A 14,860-nucleotide genomic window follows, 5' to 3' on the forward strand; every position below is an offset into this window, starting at 1 on the left:
TCTCAGTAAAGCTAGTTAACTAGATTAGAGCTAGTGGACTAGATTGTCCACATGCCTGAGCAGCCGCCGTATCTCCGCATCGCCGACGTGCTCCGCGAGCGCATCGAAAGCCAGGAGTGGACACCGGGGGACCGCCTGCCGTCTCGCGGCGAGCTGTCCGCCGAATACGGCGTCGGCGACAACGTCATACGGCGTGCCCAGGAGCTGCTGATCTCGCGCGGCATCCTCGAAGGCCGCGCCGGATCAGGGACGTACGTCGCCGAGCCGCGCGAACGGGTGCGGATCGTGCGCGCCACGTACCGCGAGCAGGCAGGCGGCTCACCGTTCCGCGCGGACATGTCCGCGCTCGGCAAGCGGGGGACCTGGGAGAGCCGGACCGAGGCCAAGGTGCCGGTGCCCGCGGACATCGCCGCCCGACTCGGCGTCAACGAAGGGGACTTGGGCGTCCGCACCGCCTACGAATTCCTGGCCGACAGCAAGCCGGTCCAGATCTCGACCAGTTGGGAGCCGTACGCCCTCACGGCGGGCACCCTGGTCGTCCTCCCGGAAGGTGGCCCGCACGCCGGCGCGGGAGTCGTGAGGCGCATGGCCGAGATCGGCATCACGGTCAGCCACGCGGTGGAGCGGCCCGAACCCCGCGTCGCCACGACGGAGGAGGCCACCCTCCTGGGCATCCAGCGCGGCTCGCTGGTCACGCACATCCGCCGCACGTACTACAGCGACGAGGGCCAGCCGGTGGAGACGGCGGACATCGTGGTGCCCGCGGCACTCTGCGAAATCGTCTACGAGGTCCCTGTCCACGGGTAGGCCCATCTGCATCGCCCTCGATGCAGAACGGCACGCTGCTGAAGGTCCATGCGCTCCGCTGACGAGGCGCCTACCGACGGCGCAATCGAGCTGCCTTCAGTACGGGACGAGCGCAGTCGTGAGACCCACGCATTCTGCCAGATCAATCATCAAGGATTACCGTCGCCCCCTGGAACACTCGCCATTGCGGCGCGATTGCGCACGTGCGCGATCACGCAATACCTCTGGGAATGCTCCGCCCGCCCCTCGCGCGGACTCGGGGGGCAACAGAAGGCATCGGACGTGTGGCATAGGTACATTTACTGATGGGCAGTCAGAATCTTATCTCAGGAACCACATTGACGAACAACTCCCGCTCCTACCATGACCGAACCTGGAGTTTCCGGCGAGACCGAGAGCCCCAACAGGCCGGATGCCAACCGTCCCAGCGCACCTCAAGTGAGGCTCAAGCGATCAAATCCGTGGTTGTTTCGATGATCACCTCCCCCTAAGGTCTGAACCACAGAGGGCGCCGCACGATGGCGTTCTGGATTGGGGAGGGTTTAATGAAGGCACGAGGAAAGTTGTCTGCGGTCGGCGCCGCGCTGGTTCTCACAGCCATATCCGGTGGAACCGCAGTTGCCGCAACCCCGGTCACTCCTAAGAGCATGTACTGCCCTCCGGAGGACGACCGAACGTACACGCAGACAGCCTCCGCGTGGTACGGGTACGATTCCGGCACTCTGGCGAACAACTCCGCCGGTACAATCAGCAAGACCTACACTCACTCGTCGACCAAGTCACTTACGACTACGGTGAGTTCCGAGCTCCAGATTTCGGCGAACTACGTCGTCGCCCAGGTGAACGCGAAGCTCGGGTTGTCGACGGCCATCCAGGCGTCGTACACGAAGTCCGAGGCATTCACTGTGACTGCCCCCGCGCACACCACGGTGAAGTACAAGGACGGCATCCTGAAGCGGACCATCAGGGTCAAGTGGGACCACACGTACAGCAACTGTACTGTGAAGACCGTGACGAACTTCGCGTACCTGGCGGACAACTACTCGGAAGCCAGCTAGTCGCGGCGGAACTACGGAGGTCGAGCGGTGATGAAACGAAGCGCGCTGTACCGCTCGGTGGGGGCGGTCCTTTGCCTCATGGGTATGGCGACTGCTGGATGCACGTCGACTCAAGCCCATCAACAAGGCGGACAGAACAGCAACTCATCGGCGAAGCCAGCGCAATACGCACCGTCCCAGTGCGGGAAGGACGTGCCGGTACAACGGGATGGCCTGCTCTCGCTACAGGATGCCTACCGGAACAAGTCGGGGCCAAAGTCGCAATCGGTCCGCACGATCAAGCTTGCTGCGGACGACTGCGGCTCAGGACGCGGATTTTCGACCGTAGCCAAGTCATGCGATACGTCTGAATTCCCTTGGGCATCATCGCCGTCCTCTCAGAACGTCGAAATGTTCGCATCCGGGGTACGGGAGTGGAGTCAGTCCACTCTGACCGCGTCAGACGGGACAGTGCTCAAGGAGCATGTCTTCATCCCTGATGAGAAGTACAAGGACACGTTCATCAAGGGTTACCGCGAACACCTGAAATCGTGTGGCGCTCAAGTGGTGAGCTCCCAGAACGGCGAGGCGACCGAGTTCGCTCTCCCGGGCACGCCCAAGATCTCCATCGGCTTCGAGGATGGTCGCGTGACCGCCCTTCAGGGGTACGGGAAAAACTGGGACTCCAGTAATCTCACTGCCCTGCTTGAGGTAGCACAGGAGCACAGCTCAAAGCTTTCGCTCGGGTAGCGCAAGCAACTGTGGTGGGAGGGTACGCCTGTACCCTCCCACCACATTTTTTGCTTTGGCTTCACCTATTCATCTCGCAGAGAAGTTCCACCCACCGATCGCGAGTGCTTCCGCGCGGGCCTCGATGACGGCCATGCGGGCGGCGCGTTCGGCGTCGTCGGTGTGGGTGGACTGGGCCGTGGCTTGGCCTTCCCACTTGCGGTAGAGGAGGCCGTATTCGCGGGTGAAGTAGCCGGGGCTCACGACGTTCAGGGCGAGGAGGAGGCCGGTGTCTTCGGAGGCGGGGAGGGCCATCCAGCCGCCCAGGGCGAGGAGCAGGTCGCGGCGGACGAAGAGGGTTGCGGGGTGGACCTGGGCGCGGAAGTTGTGGGCTTTCCAGTGGTCGAAGACGGCGCCGCGCTCGATGGGGCCGTCGGCGGGGTCCTGGTCGAAGCCGGCGGTGGAGCCGTCGGGGAGGAGGTCCAGGACGCGGGAGGTGGTCCAGCCGAGGGCGGGGTCGGCTTCGAGGAGGGCCAGGTCGCGGGCGAGGGCGCCGGGCGTCAACTGGTCGTCGGCGTCGAGGACTTTGACGTAGTCCCCGCCCGAGTGGGCCATCGCCATCATGCGCGCGACGCCGGGGCCGCCGGGGCGTCCCTGGCCGAAGGTCACGCGAGGGTCGTCGGGTACGTACGGGGCGACCGCGTCCCCCTTGCCGTCCTCCTGGATGATCCAGTGCCAGTGCCAGCCGTCGGGAAGTTCCTGGGCGACCAGGGACTTGTACGCGTCCGCGAGGTACGGGGCAGCGGGGGCGTGGACGGCGGTGATGACGTCGATGGTGCGCCTGGTCACGGCGTTCACCACCTTTCCAGGTCGGTGGTGAAGAGGAGTTCCGTGCGGTCACCGGGGAGTGTGACGTCGGAGATGTCGACCGGACGGCCGGCGACGTCGTACGACGTCTTGCGGAGGACGAGGACGGAAGTCCCGGGTGGCAGCCCCAGCTCCTCCGCTTCCTCGGCGGTCGGCGGGCGGGCGGTGATGCGCTCCTCGATCCGGCCCAGCTCGATCCCGACGGTGAAGAGCTGGCTCTGAGTCCCCCCTGGCCAGGGCTCCTTGGATTCGTCCAGGAGGTCAGGGTTCTCCGCGACCATGTCCCGTACGAGATAGGACCGTACGAGATTGAACGGCGCGCTCTCCGCCCGATACCGGGTGCGGTAGGTCCGCTCCAGGAGCGCGGTCCCGACCGGGATACCGAACGCCTCGGCGATCGCCCCCTCCGCCTTGATCTCGCGGTACGCGGCGTAGAAGACGAGGTCGTTCAGTTCGAGACCGGTGTCGCGCTCAGTCGAACCGGTCTGTGCCCGCAGGGGCTCGGGCTCACGGGCCCGGTCCTTCTCCCATTGGTGGCGGCCGTTGGTGCGCTGGACGAGCGTGCGGGGGAGGCGGACGAAGTTGCCGCGACCGTGCACCTTCTCGATCAGGCCCTCGGCCTGAAGCAGGCTGAGCGCTTGCCGGAGGGTCGGAAGGCTCTTCCCGTACTGCTCAACGAGCTTGGTCTCGGAGGGCAGTTGGTCACCAGGATGCAGTTCACCTGCACGGATGAGCTGGCGGAGATCGTCAGCGATCCGCTCGTATGCCTTGGCCATGGGGCCTCACCGTCCTGATCCGTTAGCAGCCCCAGGATACAAGTCATCAAGAGGTCTTGACGAGTGAGTGACCCATGCCTCATATTCATCCTTACTCCTAAAGAGGACTTGAGGACAGGTTCTCTTAAGGAGAAACGTGAGAAGGACGCCCGGAGGGCCCCGCGACACGGGTCCGAAGGCAGCGCCGGCTCCTTGAAAACTCCACAGAGCGCCTGAACGAACGAGTGCTTTTGATCCCGGCACGGCTGCTGTGAGCTGCGGTGCCGGAGGTCATGACCACTCGTCCCGTGAGCCGACGGCAGCAGCCGTCGTACCAGCGCGGACACCGCCGTCGGCTCTCCCACCCCCAACTTCAGGAGAGCCATGTGTACGTACGGAGGTCGGTGTGAAGTCCTCTGCGACGAGGGCGAGTTACTGGATGCCCGGGAGTTCCTTCGGGAGCTGTTCCTCGGTATCCCGGGTGAATCGGATGACGAACGCGCCGCTCGTCAGGCGGTGGCCCGCGACGTACTCGCCGAACTGCTGGAAGAGGGCGCCTCCGACGCGCTCGCCCGGGAGGACGCGGTCTGTGCCCTGTGGCTCGGTGGCGTTGCGCTGCTGAGGAACAGTCGGCTGTCCGGGCGCCCGATGTGGTTCGGGGAAGCGGCATGATCGCGTCGCAGACCATCCTGATTGGCGGTGGGCTCGGCGTCGCCGGCCTCGTCGTATGGCGAACTGTCCGGCACCTGCGGCGCGGCACGCCTGCCATCGGGGTCGCCGCCCTCGCGGCAGTCGGCTGCACCGCGTACAGCGCCGATACGTCGAGGCGGTTCGCCGCCGACTACCTCGACATCGCGGGTACGGTCGAGCGCGCGGCGATGTTCGGCGCCGCTGAACTCGCCCTGTTCGCGACCGCGTTGATGGCCCGACAGAACCTCAACGGGCCGAACGCGGCGCCGGGCGTCCCCGGAGTCCTGGCGTGGGTCATCACCGGGGTGCAGATCATCCCGGCGTACGCCGAGTCCGGGCCGGTCGGCGGGACCGTGCGCGCCTTCATCGGCCCAGTTATGGCCGCGATGCTCTGGCACCTCGCCATGGGGATCGAGCTGCGGCACCGGAAGCCCGAGGCGTCGTCCAACGGCTTCGGGGCTTTGGTGGCAAGGGAGTTGCGTGAGCGGCTCCTCTCCCGGCTCGGCGTCGCCGAGCGGCACCGGGACGCGGCGCAGATCACCCGCGACCGGGCCACCGTACGAGCGGTCGCTCTCGCGTCACGCCTCGCCGAAATGAGCCCCGCCCGGCGGGGCAAGCGGCGAGGGCGGCGGATCGCGCGCCGTCTCTCCGTCGCGGTTGCCCGTGCCTCGGTCGGCAGCGACCGCGAGCAGCGGCGCGTCATGCTCGACCAACTCGCCGCACGGCGGAACGCGGCGGCGTTGGCGACCGTTGAATTGGTGTCGCCGTGGGGTGAACGTTCACCGGACCCCGCCGCGTCCGCTCTCGCCGCGCACACCCGGGATCAGATGGCCCGAGCCACCGCGAGCATCCGCCGTTACCCGCGCACGCTGTTCACCGACCTTCCGCCGGTGGACGGCGCGGACGACGGTGGCCGATCACCTGAACGCGCCCCCGCCAAGCTCGGCACCGCCGAGGCCACGGCGGCGATCGAGCGAGGGTGGGCCGACGGTCTCAGCGTCCGCGAAACGGCGCGGCGGGCGACACGGGCGCCGAGCTACGTACACGGCGTGTTCGTACGGCTCGACACAGAACGCGGTCCCCGCCCGGTGAACGGCCCGGCCGGATCAACGCGTACGGCGAAGCAGCCTTGACGGCTCGCCGTTCAATCCCAACACCGGGGCCCGGCCGCTGCTTTGGCGGGTAGGGCCGGGCCCCGGAATCCCTTCCCAACAGGAAAGGAATCGCCAGTGAATCACGACAAGCAGGACCCGGGGCATGTGCCGTTAGCGACTTCTCCGGTGGTCAAGGTCGACGCATCGCGCGGTCCGAGCGGACCGGGGTTGGTCGATCGCGTACGGGGTGTCAAGCGGCGACCCGTTGTGCCGGCGTGGGCGCGGTCGCGTCGGGAGTTCGGGGCCGCGGGCAAGGGCGTGGTCGCGTACGCCGGGCACGTCAGCGCGTATCACGCGGTGCGAACGCCCTGGTACGCGTTGCGGCTTACGCTTCGGGCGCCGCGCGGAGTCGCCCGTTTCGTGGGCGGCTCGCTGCGGTGGCTGGTCGACGCCGAGGGCGAGCCGTTGCGGCAGGCCGCGGCGACGCGCGAGGACATCGAGGAGTACCTCAAGTTGTCGCGGCAGCGGGATCGGCGGGTGCGGTGGCGGTCGGCCGTTGGAGTCGTCGCGTCGGTCGTCGTGCCCGTGGTCGGTATCGGTCTGTACGTGCTGGCGCCGGCGTGGCTGCTCGCGTTGTCGGGTGTGGCAGCCGTGATGGTGATGGGACGGCTCGGGCAACCGGCTGATGATCCGGTTATTCACAGGGCTGTGGAGATTCCCAAGGCTTCGAAGCTCACGAGCGACATCGTGCTGCGGGCCCTGGGCGCGCTCGGCATCCCCGCGATCAACCAGGCTCAGGCCAAGGGCGGACCCGGTTTCGCCTTCACTGCACCCATCACCCGCGACGGTCCCGGCTGGCTCGCCGAGGGCGACCTCCCGTACGGCGTCACCGTCACCGACGTGATCGACCGCCGCGAGCGGCTCGCGTCCGGGCTGCGGCGTCCGCTCGGCTGCGTATGGCCGGAGGCGGTGCCGGACGAACACACCGGCAGGCTGCGGCTGTGGGTCGGCGATCAGGACATGTCGCAGACGCGGCAGCCGAAGTGGCCGCTTCTGGACGTCAAGCCGCTGGATCTGTTCAAGGCACAGCCGTTCGCGACCGACCAACGTGGGCGGTGGGTGGTGACGTCCCTGATGTACGTGTCCGGGATCGTCGGCGCCGTGCCGCGGATGGGCAAGACCTTCCTTCTGCGTCTGTTGCTGCTCATCGCGTGCATGGACCCGCGAGCGGAGGTGCACGCGTACGACCTCAAGGGGACGGGCGATCTGTCGACCGTCGGCCGCGTCGCCCACCGCTATCGGGCGGGTGAGGAAGAGGACGACATCGCGTACGCGCTCGCTGATCTCCGGCAGCTCCGGGGGGAGTTGAGGCGGCGGGCGAGGGTCATTCGCGAATTGCCCAAAGATCTCTGTCCCGAGTCCAAGGTCACGTCAACGCTGGCGGACATGAGGAAGCTCGGGCTGCACCCGATCGTCGTGGGGGTGGATGAGTGCCAGAAGTGGTTCGAACACCCCACCTACGGAGGGGAGTTCGAGGAGCACTGCACCGACCTCGTCAAGCGCGGCCCCGCGCTGGGGATGACGCTGCTCCTCGCGACGCAGCGGCCGGATTCCAAGTCGTTGCCGACGGGCATCTCCGCGAACGCCACGCTGCGCTGGTGCCTGAAGGTCATGGGCCAGATCGAGAACGACATGGTGCTCGGCACCGGCTCGTACAAGCGCGGCATCCGCGCGAATCTGCTCGCCTGGGCCGACAAGGGCATCGCGTGGTTCGTCGGCGAGGGCTCGGACGCACGGATCGTGCGCTCCGTCTATCTCGACGCGCCCACGGCTGACGCGCTCGCGCTGCGCCTGTACGAGCTGCGCAAGGCGGCGGGTCGCCTCACCGGGCACGCCCTCGGCGAGGAACCCGAGGGCGGAGCTTCCCCCTCGTACGACCTGCTCGCCGATCTGCTCACCGCCATCCCGGCCGGGACGTCGAAGACGTGGAGCGAGGACATCATCGCCCGCCTCGCCGAACTCCGGCCCGACGTCTACAGCGAGTGGAGCCCTGAGCAACTGGCCTCCGCCGTAAAGCCGTACGGCATCCGCACCGTACAGGTGTGGGGCACGACGGAGGACGGCAAGGGCGCGAATCGGCGTGGGGTGCGGCGTGCTGATGTGCTCGCCGCCATCGATGGGAAGAGTCGGACCGGCCGAGCGCCGCGTAAGCCCTGTCAGGCCAGCCCTGGCCTGTCCGCATCTTGAGCAGACGTCTGCCGCCCTTCGACCATCCCGACGCCTGCTCGCCGCTCCAGTCGTTGGGCGACCACCAGCCCGAGCGGCTGGTCGGGGACCTTCCTCCACGTTTTCCGACGTCGCCTGTGGAGGGCTTCGTCCACCGTGTCCGCAGCCTCGGTCGGGGAAGAGAGGTCCGGGAAGTTTGCAAGCGCGAGTTGCTCGCGCCGTCGGTTGGCGCTGCTGACCGCCCGCTTGTTCCGGCGAATGTTGCGACGAGAACTCTTGTCGTTCTCGCCGAAGGCGTTTCGGCGGTCCTTACGGTAACTCAACTGCTTCTTCTCCTGCGGGGACCTCCGCACCGGAACCTCGCTTTCTGTCCGCTCGGAGCAGAAGGCTACGTCGACAGGTGACTCCCAAGCAACGGCGTTTGCGGACGCTGCTCGCGACATCGGAACAGCCGTTTCTCTAGCGTCGCATCCCGCTAGGTCTAGCACCCCCGCTAGCGCCCCAATGGCCCTCTGACCTGGCGTCTAGCTGCTAGCGGCCCACTTTCCGCATGCCCTGATTCCGCCCTGGAAGGGGTTCTCATGCCTTCGCTCGTCACCGCTATAGCCCTCATCGTCATCGCGGGACTCTGTTACGCCGCATTGTGCGCCGCGAGTGCGCTCGGCAGTTGCCGCAGGTGCCGCGGATTCGGCTTCAAGGTCAAGCAGAACCGGCGCGGCCGGATCGTGCGCGGCCGGGAGTGCCGTCGCTGCCGCGGATACGGCCAACGGATCCGCGTGGGACGTCACCTCTACAACGTGGCCACTCGTCTGCACCGTGAGGGGGTCCGCTGATGGCCTTCAGTATTTCCGCCCTCGCGCTGTTCGGCGTCCTGCTGGCCCTGCTCATGCGCTACCGCGCGGTCGGCGCCGGGGCCGCCGTCGTCGCGCTGCTCTTCGGCTTCTACCTCGCACGCAGCAACGCCGCGCCCTCGATCGACCAGTTCATGTCCGCGCTCAGGGACGCGATCCCCAACTCCGGCAAGTAGCCGTCAAGTGACCTCGTAAGGAGGCAACTTCATGTGTACGCCCGCACTCGCGGCATCCCAGCCGCGCATCTCCCTGATGGCCATCAGCGAACTCCGCGACGTCCTCACCGCTCTCGAACTCGGCCAGGGTCCCACTGCCGTCGCCGGACTCATGGCCATCGACCCGGAGTCCTGGCAGGCCATCGAGCAGCGGCTCGCGGCGGTCGGCGGCGACCTGCGCACGGTCCTCCAGGCTGCCTCCCTTGGCGCCCCGGTCCTCCCGTACCTGGCCTGACGCACCCCCGTGCGGGCCCAACCTCCCATCCACAGAAGGAGGTTGGGCTCGTGCGGAGGACCGGACAGACCGCCCGGCCCGCCCAACGGAGGGACCCCATGCCCGACATCGCCCCGGACTGGCACCCCAGCCTGACCGACAGCGTGTACACCCTCGGCGCAGCCGCCCGTGAACTGCGCACCGCCCACAGCCATGCCCGCCACGCCGCGTGGACTGCGGACCCCGCCCGTATCGTGCCCGTCGTCGGCCTGCTCACCGTGCCCGACGCCGAACCCGTACGCCCGCACGACGAAGCGCTCTGGCAGCTCAGCGACCTCTACATGGTCCTGGAGCACCACACGCACGAGCTGTACGAGAACACCGCTCTCGGCTACGCGCACGGCGCCGCCTCGGCGGTGGCCGCCGTCCTGCGCAGCGAGCGCCCCCGGCACGTCGAACTCCCCCGCGACCGGAACGGCAACTACACCGTGACCGCGGACGGCATCCCCGACGTCAGCCCGTCCCTCACCCGCGACGCCGGCAGCGCCGAGCTTGCCGACCTCCGCGCCCGGGTCATCGCGTGCGAACCCGCGGACGGGGAGGAGGAGTTCACCGACCAACTCGCCGACGCCGCGTACGCGTACGGCGAGCGCGCCGAGCGCACGCTCCAGCACCTCATCCGCTTCGCGGACGCCCACGGCTTCCTTCAGGCGGGCTGACCGTGGCCCACACCCGCCCCCTGCACGCCCACATGATCCACTCCTGGGACGGCACCGCCTGGGAGGTCTTCGTCGCCGAGCCCGACGAAGCCCGTTGGGCGCACATCCCGTTCCCCGTCGGCGACGGCGTCCCCACCGTCAGCGCCCGTACCGCCGCCCTGCGTGCCCTCGGCTACGCGCCGCTCAGCGCCGACACCGCCTGGGAGTGGATGGAGACCTTCTTCGAGGGCGACCCCGAAGGCACCGTCTCGCTGATCGCCAGCGTCAAAGTCGCCCCGGTCACCGCGACTTGACCTCGCCCGGGGCAGCGACCAATCCGCCAAGAACGCCCGCTGCCCCGGCCCTCCCATCCCGAACACGACACAGGAGGAGCCCTCAGCATGCCCCACAACACCAACTCCCCGCCGACCATCTCGGACCAGGCGGACGCCTTACGCGCCATGCTCCGACTCGCCGAGCAGTATCCGGACCTTCCGGCCCCGTACATCGCTTGCGGCAGGCACGAGTTCGACCGCATCCGCGCCCAGCTCGACAGCCCGAGCACCCTGGAGACCTGGCGCGAAGCGCTCCACGCACCCGCGGAATCCGTCGAGTTCAACGACCTCCACGGCGACGTGCAGCTCCAGTTCACGGCGGACATCGACCGAGTGACCTTCCGTTTCTACGTCATCTTCCCTTACGGCGACGCCGTATCGGAGGCCGCCGTATGAGGCTCGCCTCCCGCGGCCCGACTCGCCAGACGTCCGGCCGTCGAAGCCTCAAACTCCCCGAAGTCCTGGACGAGATCGGCATGTCCCGGTCTGCCTTCTACCGGATGCGGGCGCGCGGCAAGGCACCCAGGTGCATCAAGCTCCCGAACGGCCAGATCCGCGTACGCCGCAGCGATCTCGACACGTGGCTGAGTTCCTGCGAGCAGGGCGTCGACTGACCACCCCCGTTTGGAGCCGCTCCGGCGTTCATAGCCGGGGCGGTTCCGGTTTGGAGAACCCAATGAGCCTCACGTATGAGGTGGAGTTCTGGGCGATCCGCCAGCGCAAGAATCGGCGGAAGCCGTTTGAACTGCGCTGGCGCGTAGGGGATCGCCCGCACTCGCAGAGTTTCCGGCTCAAGACGCAAGCTGAGGGCCGACAGTCTCAGCTCCTCGAAGCCCTGCGGCAACGTGAACAGTTCGACGTCGGCACCGGGTTGCCAGCCTCCGAGTTGCACGAACTGAAGTCGCCGACCTGGTACGAGCACGCGTGCACGTACGCCCTGATGAAGTGGCCTGACATTTCTGCCAAGCATCGGGCAGGCATCGCCGACGCGCTCACGGCGGTGACTCCGACACTGGTTGTCGCCAGCAAGGAGAAGCGCCCGCCTGCGGCGACGCTTCGGCGAGCCCTTCAGGCGTACGTGTTCCAGGCCGCGCGGGACGACAAAGGGAGGGTGGTCCTGAACGACGACGGCCGTCCCCAGGCCCGAAAGGACGTGGAAACGCCTCCGGAGGACATGGCGACGGCGCTGGCGTGGATGGCCAAACACTCCATGAAGGTAAGCGAACTCAAGGGTTCGGAAGTCCTCCGGGACGCCCTGTTCGCTCTGTCCCACCGGCTCGACGGCAAGGTGGCCGCGGAGAACACCACTCGCCGCAAATACAGCGTCTTCAACAACGCGTTGCGCTACGCGGTGGAACGCGACCTCCTCGCCGTCAATCCCCTCACCCGGATCGACTGGAGTCCCCCGCAGACGGACGATGAGATCGATTTCCGCTACGTCCCCAACCCCAAGCTCGCACGTTCCCTTATCCAGTCTGTGGGCGAACGAGGCGTGCGTGGCGAGCACTTGGAGGCGTTCTTCGGCTGCATGTACTACGCCGCCATGCGTCCGTCAGAAGTCGCCGCGCTAGGTGAATCCGCCTGTCGGCTTCCCGACGAAGGCGACGCGGGCGCCTGGGGAGAACTCGTGCTCTCCGAGAGCCGTCCCGAGGTGGCCGCCGGATGGACGGACGACGGATTGTCGTACGAGAAACGCGGGCTGAAGAAGCGGGCGAGGAAGGCGACGCGGTCGGTGCCCATCCCGCCGGACCTCGTATCCATGCTCCGCACGCACCTCGCGCGGTACGGCACGGCACCGGACGGCCGCATGTTCCGGGCTGCCGGAGGAGGGCGTCTGCGCTCTACGGAGTACGCCGACGTGTGGCAGCTCGCGCGACACGAAACCCTCGCTCCGGCTGACCAGGGAACTCCGCTGGCGGAAGTCCCCTACTCCCTGCGCCACGCTTGTGTGTCCCTGTGGCTCAAGGCGGGGGTCGATCCGGTGGAGGTCGCGAGTCGCGCCGGCCACAGCGTCACCGTGCTCTACCGCTTCTACGCGAAAGTCATCAAGGGGCGGCAGGACGCGGACAACGCCCGCATCACCAGGGCTCTGGCCAGCGGTGACGCCGACGTCAACGACGGAGCGTAACCGACGAATCTGGCCCGTGCGTGGCCCGCACGCACCGACCAACGCCGGGATACCGGCGACGCAGAGTGAGACAACCAACAGCAGAGCGGGTGCCCCAGATCCTGGGGCACCCGCTCTGACCTGCTTTTACATCCACCTCGGCGGAGGCTGTGGGATTTGAACCCACGGTGACATCGCTGCCACGACGGTTTTCAAGACCGTTCCCTTAGGCCGCTCGGGCAAGCCTCCTGGCGCGGGGCGCGGGGACAGCTTAGTGGGTGGGGGCTAGTTGCTGTCGCCGGTGCGCTGGCCGAGGGTGACGGTGGTGGTGTGGGAGGTGCCGTTGCGGGTGTAGGTGATGGTGGCCTTGTCGCCGGGGGAGTGCTGCCAGATCTCGCCGATGAGGGTCTGGCCGCTGTCGATGAGGGTGTCGTCGAAGCGGGTGATGACGTCACCGGGCTTGAGGCCGGCGTTGGCGCCGGGGCCGCCGGAGGTGATGGCGGTGCTGGAGTCGGTGGAGATCTTGGCACCGTCGCCCTGGTACTGGGTGTCGAGGCTGACGCCGATCACCGGGTAGACGGGCTGGCCGGTCTTGATGAGCTGGTCGGCGACGCGCTTGGCCTGGTTGATGGGGATGGCGAAGCCGAGGCCGACGCTGCCGCCCTGGGTGCCGGGGTCGCTGTTGCCCGCGGGCTGGATGGCGGAGTTGATGCCGATGACGGCGCCGTTGGCGTTGAGGAGGGGGCCGCCGGAGTTGCCGGGGTTGATCGAGGCGTCGGTCTGGATCGCGCTCATGTAGGAGGCGCTGCTGCCCTGGCCGTCGCTGGAGGCGACGGGGCGGTGGACGGCGCTGACGATGCCGGTGGTGACCGTGCCGGAGAGGCCGAAGGGGGCGCCGATGGCGATGGTGGCGTCGCCGACCTGCGCCTGGTCGGAGTTGCCGAGCGGCAGCGGGGTGAGCTTGACGCCGCTGGCGTTCTTCAGCTTGACGACGGCCACGTCGTACCCCTGGGCGCGGCCGATGACGGCCGCGTCGTACGTCTTGCCGTTGGAGAAGGTGACGGTGAGCTTGCCGCCGTTGGCCGCCGGGGCGACCACGTGGTTGTTGGTGAGGATGTGGCCCTCGGTGTCGTAGACGAAACCGGTGCCGGTGCCGCTCTCCTGGCTGCCGCTGGCCTTGATGGTGACGACGCTCGGCAGCGCCTTGTTGGCGATGCCCGCCACCGAGGTCGGGGCCCGGTTGAACGCCTTCTGGCTGCCGGAGTCGGAGACGGTGGTGGAGGAGGTGGAACTCCCCTTGTCGTTGTGGTCGGCGATCGCGTAGCCGACGCCTCCGCCGACGCCGCCCGCCACCAGCGCGGCGACCAGGACGGCGGCGACCATGCCGCCGATGCCGCCGCGGCGCTTGTGGCCGTCGTTCGGCGGCGGGGGAACGTGCGTGCCCCAGGCCGGCGGCAGACCGCCGGGACCGCCGGGCTGGCCGGTACCGGGCGCGTTCGCCGCGCCGTAGGGGGACGACGGCGCGGCGAACGGATCGTGCGGCCCGCCACCGTGGCCGGACCCGCCATGCCCCGACCCCGCACCCTGCTCCGTACCCGACGCACCCGACGCACCGAACGCGCCCGACGCCGCGGGCGGCTGCTCCGCCGCGAACACCGAGGCAGGCGGCGTCCCGTAAGGCGAAGGCGGCCCGCTCGGCGGCCCGTAAGGCGAGGGCGAAGGCGAAGGAGAAGGTGCGGGCGAAGAGGAGGAAGAGAAGGAGGAGGACGACGAGTACGGGTCGGCCGGGGCCCGGTACGGATCCGCGGGCGGCATCGGAGCCGCGTCCCGTACCTCCGGCAGGATCTCCGTACGCGACTCGCCGTCCGCGGACGCCGGGGGAGCGGCGGGCGCGGGCGGAGTGGCCGGAGTGGCCGGAGGGGCCGTCGGAGGAGCGGTCGGCGGGGCGAGCGGCGGAGCGGCAGGAGGTACGGGGGCCTGGGCCGCCGAGGCACCGTCGGGCGCGGGCGCTGCCGACTCCGCAGCCGAGCCGGAGCCGGCTTCGTTCTCGGTGCTCACAGCGATTCTCCTCAGGGTCGTGACAGGTTCTGAACAGGATTCCGAACCGGGTGCGGAACAAGGTGGTGGGCCGAACACAGCATTTCCCACGGCGTGTCGGACCGCCGTAAGCGGTAGCTGTGCATCTTCGCGTACCCGTCGTACGGCCGTGTTACCGGGCCGCCGGGAAGACGGTGG

At 68.2% G+C, this 14,860-nt stretch carries 17 protein-coding genes and 1 tRNA gene; 14 read left to right on the plus strand and 4 right to left on the minus strand.

The annotated features are described in order from the left end of the window. Positions 1-51 precede the first annotated feature (51 nt). The 3 genes from BGM09_RS12060 (at position 52) to BGM09_RS12070 (ending at position 2,594) form a co-directional block, all read left to right on the plus strand. Positions 52-807: a GntR family transcriptional regulator gene (locus BGM09_RS12060; RefSeq protein WP_188281514.1), complete on the plus strand. Its 756-nt coding sequence runs from the start codon at positions 52-54 to the stop codon at positions 805-807. Between the two features lie 518 nt (positions 808-1,325). Then, positions 1,326-1,865 (plus strand): hypothetical protein, encoded by a 540-nt coding sequence (locus BGM09_RS12065; protein ID WP_188281515.1) that lies wholly within the window; start codon positions 1,326-1,328, stop codon positions 1,863-1,865. A 30-nt stretch (positions 1,866-1,895) separates the two neighbouring features. After that, the gene (locus BGM09_RS12070; protein ID WP_188281516.1) at positions 1,896-2,594 is read left to right on the plus strand and encodes a hypothetical protein; all 699 of its coding nucleotides are present in this window, start codon (positions 1,896-1,898) and stop codon (positions 2,592-2,594) included. Positions 2,595-2,663: 69 nt separating this feature from the next. On the opposite strand, the gene BGM09_RS12075 is transcribed toward BGM09_RS12070, so the two are convergent. Continuing rightward, the gene (locus BGM09_RS12075; RefSeq protein ID WP_188281517.1) at positions 2,664-3,431 is read right to left on the minus strand and encodes a glycosyltransferase family 2 protein; all 768 of its coding nucleotides are present in this window, start codon (positions 3,429-3,431) and stop codon (positions 2,664-2,666) included. Next, on the minus strand, positions 3,428-4,216 hold the full coding sequence (locus BGM09_RS12080; protein WP_188281518.1) for a GntR family transcriptional regulator: 789 nt from the start codon (positions 4,214-4,216) through the stop codon (positions 3,428-3,430). The genes BGM09_RS12075 and BGM09_RS12080 overlap by 4 nt, the downstream gene beginning before the upstream one ends. Before the next feature lie 363 nt (positions 4,217-4,579). Between BGM09_RS12080 and BGM09_RS12085 the strand changes: the two genes are divergently transcribed. The 11 genes from BGM09_RS12085 (at position 4,580) to BGM09_RS12135 (ending at position 12,646) form a co-directional block, all read left to right on the plus strand. Continuing rightward, entirely contained in the window at positions 4,580-4,867 is a 288-nt protein-coding gene (locus tag BGM09_RS12085) for a hypothetical protein (RefSeq protein WP_188281519.1), read from the plus strand. Next, positions 4,864-6,018, plus strand: coding sequence for a hypothetical protein (locus BGM09_RS37615; protein ID WP_223186705.1), 1,155 nt, complete (start codon positions 4,864-4,866; stop codon positions 6,016-6,018). The genes BGM09_RS12085 and BGM09_RS37615 overlap by 4 nt, the downstream gene beginning before the upstream one ends. Before the next feature lie 147 nt (positions 6,019-6,165). Next, entirely contained in the window at positions 6,166-8,226 is a 2,061-nt protein-coding gene (locus BGM09_RS12095) for a cell division protein FtsK (protein ID WP_188281520.1), read from the plus strand. Between the two features lie 560 nt (positions 8,227-8,786). Then, positions 8,787-9,038 carry a hypothetical protein gene (locus tag BGM09_RS12100; protein ID WP_188281521.1) on the plus strand — a complete coding sequence of 84 codons (252 nt, stop codon included), beginning with the start codon at positions 8,787-8,789 and terminating at the stop codon, positions 9,036-9,038. After that, a complete protein-coding gene (locus BGM09_RS12105; protein ID WP_188281522.1) occupies positions 9,038-9,232 on the plus strand; it encodes a hypothetical protein in 195 nt (64 codons plus the stop codon). The genes BGM09_RS12100 and BGM09_RS12105 overlap by 1 nt, the downstream gene beginning before the upstream one ends. 31 nt (positions 9,233-9,263) lie before the next feature. Further along, entirely contained in the window at positions 9,264-9,506 is a 243-nt protein-coding gene (locus tag BGM09_RS12110; RefSeq protein ID WP_188281523.1) for a hypothetical protein, read from the plus strand. A gap of 98 nt (positions 9,507-9,604) precedes the next feature. Then, complete coding sequence (locus BGM09_RS12115; RefSeq protein ID WP_188281524.1) at positions 9,605-10,204, plus strand: hypothetical protein; 600 nt, start codon at positions 9,605-9,607, stop codon at positions 10,202-10,204. Positions 10,205-10,206: 2 nt separating this feature from the next. Then, complete coding sequence (locus BGM09_RS12120) at positions 10,207-10,497, plus strand: DUF6303 family protein (RefSeq protein WP_188281525.1); 291 nt, start codon at positions 10,207-10,209, stop codon at positions 10,495-10,497. Between the two features lie 87 nt (positions 10,498-10,584). Further along, complete coding sequence (locus BGM09_RS12125) at positions 10,585-10,914, plus strand: hypothetical protein (RefSeq protein WP_188281526.1); 330 nt, start codon at positions 10,585-10,587, stop codon at positions 10,912-10,914. After that, positions 10,911-11,132 (plus strand): helix-turn-helix transcriptional regulator, encoded by a 222-nt coding sequence (locus BGM09_RS12130; protein WP_188281527.1) that lies wholly within the window; start codon positions 10,911-10,913, stop codon positions 11,130-11,132. Before BGM09_RS12125 ends, BGM09_RS12130 begins: the two co-directional genes overlap by 4 nt. A gap of 62 nt (positions 11,133-11,194) precedes the next feature. Next, positions 11,195-12,646: a tyrosine-type recombinase/integrase gene (locus BGM09_RS12135; RefSeq protein ID WP_188281528.1), complete on the plus strand. Its 1,452-nt coding sequence runs from the start codon at positions 11,195-11,197 to the stop codon at positions 12,644-12,646. A gap of 141 nt (positions 12,647-12,787) precedes the next feature. Here BGM09_RS12135 and BGM09_RS12140 read toward each other — a convergent pair. Together BGM09_RS12140 and BGM09_RS12145 are read right to left on the minus strand one after the other, a co-directional pair. After that, positions 12,788-12,874, minus strand: a tRNA-Ser gene (locus BGM09_RS12140). Positions 12,875-12,910: 36 nt separating this feature from the next. Further along, positions 12,911-14,683, minus strand: coding sequence for a S1C family serine protease (locus BGM09_RS12145; RefSeq protein ID WP_317452666.1), 1,773 nt, complete (start codon positions 14,681-14,683; stop codon positions 12,911-12,913). Positions 14,684-14,860: the final 177 nt, after the last annotated feature.

It is taken from the genome of Streptomyces sp. CBMA29 (assembly GCF_014596445.1).
Taxonomy (GTDB): Bacteria; Actinomycetota; Actinomycetes; order Streptomycetales; family Streptomycetaceae; genus Actinacidiphila.